1 protein-coding gene is annotated in these 2,567 nt (G+C 44.3%); it reads right to left on the bottom strand.

Annotation, left to right across the window (positions count from 1 at the left end):
* Positions 1-98 precede the first annotated feature (98 nt).
* On the bottom strand, positions 99-1,862 hold the full coding sequence (ltrA, locus tag ACTIE0_RS23830; protein ID WP_006668475.1) for a group II intron reverse transcriptase/maturase: 1,764 nt from the start codon (positions 1,860-1,862) through the stop codon (positions 99-101).
* Between the last annotated feature and the right edge of the window lie 705 nt (positions 1,863-2,567).

The following is a 2,567-nucleotide window of genomic DNA, read 5'->3' as shown; positions in this document are numbered from 1 at the left end:
GATTAGGGGTCGAGAGTGAAGTCGCCTTCACCCCCTCCCATTCAGAACCGTACATGAGACTTTCACCTCATACGGCTCCTAGTCTGACTGCCTCTCTGTTAAGAGTACAACAACCTCTCTTCATCAAGAGCTGTTTTATCATCGTGACAGTGGCGATGTAGTAACTGAAGGTTCTTGTATTCATCCTTTCCGCCTTGGCTTCGAGGTACAATGTGGTCTACTTCAACTATATCTGATGGGGTAAAGTATTGCCCACACCAGGTACACTTGCCTTTTTGCTTTTTAAGTAGTTTTGCTACCCTATTTGGCGTGTCGATTGCTTGTCCTTTCCTGGTTGCCCAGTAAGTCCAGTTTCCGTCGTATGGTGTTGCTTCCGGGCGTATTAGGGTATGTCTGACAATTGGAGTCCAATTATGTTTCCATAATGTGAATCCATCTTTAGTCTGGAATAACCAAGATTCATGCCTTTCTTTCCCATTACTAAGTTTAACCGTTCCATGTCTGAAATAGTTTCCTAGCTTATCGTAACTTGCCTTTCTGCATCTTGATTCTGTCCATGCCCGCAACATTTGCCAAACTATGTGGTCTAGCTTTGTGAAGGTCTCTGTTGAGACTACCCCTGAATAGTAGTTTGACCATCCCCTTATGATTGGGTTTAGTCTGCTAATCAGGGCTGACTGGGGTGCAGTTTTATGTTGTTTAATTACACCCTTAATCACTTCAGTGTGGGCTTTAACTGCTTTCTTGCTGGGTTTGATGTGGGTTTTGTGACCGATTAATCGGCTTGCCATTCCCCCTGTTTTCCCAGATTTATATTTTCCTACCGGATATTGCCTGATATTGAATCCTAGAAAATCAAACCCGGGTTCTTCAGGCTTGCCATTATACTCAATGGGATTGAGCGTGTGGCAAATTCGAGTCTTTTCAGGTTTAATCTCTAATCCTACAGGTTTTAACCATTCAGAAATTGCAGTCTTGCACTGTTCAATGATTTCAAGGTCTTTTGATATAACTACAAAATCATCGGCGTATCTTATAAGGTTCACCTGAATGGCTGTTCCTTTATTTGGATACATTTCCTTAACTAGCCTCTCCATTCCCAACAGTGCGATGTTGGCGAGTATTGGACTTATTACCCCTCCTTGGGGTGTCCCTGATTCTGTATCCTCGAATACACCGTTATCTAGCACCCCTGCTTTAAGCCATTGTTTCAGGTCTCTTTTCAAGCTGCTTGGACAATGAATTTTGGACAGTAGATAATCATGGTTTATTCGGTCAAAGCATTTTGTTATATCAGCGTCTAACACAAAATAACTGCTGTGTTTGATACACAGATAGATTCGTGCTATCGCATCCTGGGCGGACCGTCCAGGACGGAATCCGTAACTTGTGCCTTCAAACTTCGATTCCCATTCAGGTTCGAGAGCCGACTTAACCAAGGCTTGCCTTGCTCTATCTTGGATGGTGGGTATTCCCAGAGGGCGTTTTTCATCCCTTCCAGGTTTTGGAATCCACACCCTACGCAGCGGTTTTGCTTTGAGATTTCCTTTAATATTCTCAGCAAGTTCAAGCCTTTGCCTTGGGGAGATTACTCTCATTCCATCGACACCGGCTGTCTTTTTGCCTTGATTATCTTGAGTCACTCGTCGCACTACTAGAAGCTGGGCATAATATGACTTCACCAATAGACGTTGCAACTTTCTAGCCTTTGCATCCTGTCCCGATTTAGCTGCTTGAAATATCCTCTTTTGGAGCTTAAAGACGTATCGCTGAACCTTGGCCCAGTTAATACTTCTCCATACATTCGTAGTCTTTGTAAGTTTTGGTTTCCCAAATCCCTTACTTTCTCTCGATTTCGTCATTTTGACTCCTACTAGACTCTATTCTTACAATCAAACCGTGACCCGTTAGCATATCCCTGTCATTACAACCGGGCGTTTGGCTTTTGGTCACATCTCACATCCTCTAGGACTTGCGGTTACACTTATCCCTACTGAGGTATCGACCATACTCTCAGAGTCCAGGAGGACTTAAAACGTTCCGTTTATATGGGCATTCCATCTTTAGATTTGTCCTCTCCACCGGGGTACTTTAAAGGTCTGTGTAGGTAGTGAAAGGATTCTCCTACTTTTCCCCTTACTCTTTTGAGCGCAGCGTATCAACCTATTTCGCTACAATCTACTTACGATGGTTCAGGCCAGACATTCGGTTTCCCTAATCATGGATGGTTGGCAGTGGTCGCGTCTGGTAGTTGGTTCTACTTCACGCCTTCCGTTCCCCGCTTCAATCCCAGGGGTGTGAGTCCTGAAACTGGGGGTGGCTATCGCCGTTACCCTCATCTCTGTGTCGTCCCATTTCGTTATGTTAAGAGTTGTTACGAGTTGTTACAGAGTGTATTGACCTTGGGTTCCCTGCCTTGATTTTTTATCGTATGATACTAATCATTGGGACATATAAACAGTTATAGGGATGGTCAGGAGTGCGCTCCTTATATTCAACCAAGGGGCTGAATTCCCTACCAGGCGGTTATTTCGGGCATTGCAGCCCTATTTCATGCCTGAACGTCT

The organism is Limnospira sp. (assembly GCF_051859755.1).
GTDB classification, from domain to species: domain Bacteria; phylum Cyanobacteriota; class Cyanobacteriia; order Cyanobacteriales; family Microcoleaceae; genus Limnospira; species Limnospira fusiformis.
This window is presented reverse-complemented; position numbering and strand designations above follow the sequence as displayed.

Bases quoted from the DNA above. Each gene is read 5' to 3' on its own strand.
- ltrA (WP_006668475.1), bottom strand. From the start codon at position 1,862: ATGACGAAATCGAGAGAAAGTAAGGGATTTGGGAAACCAAAACTTACA.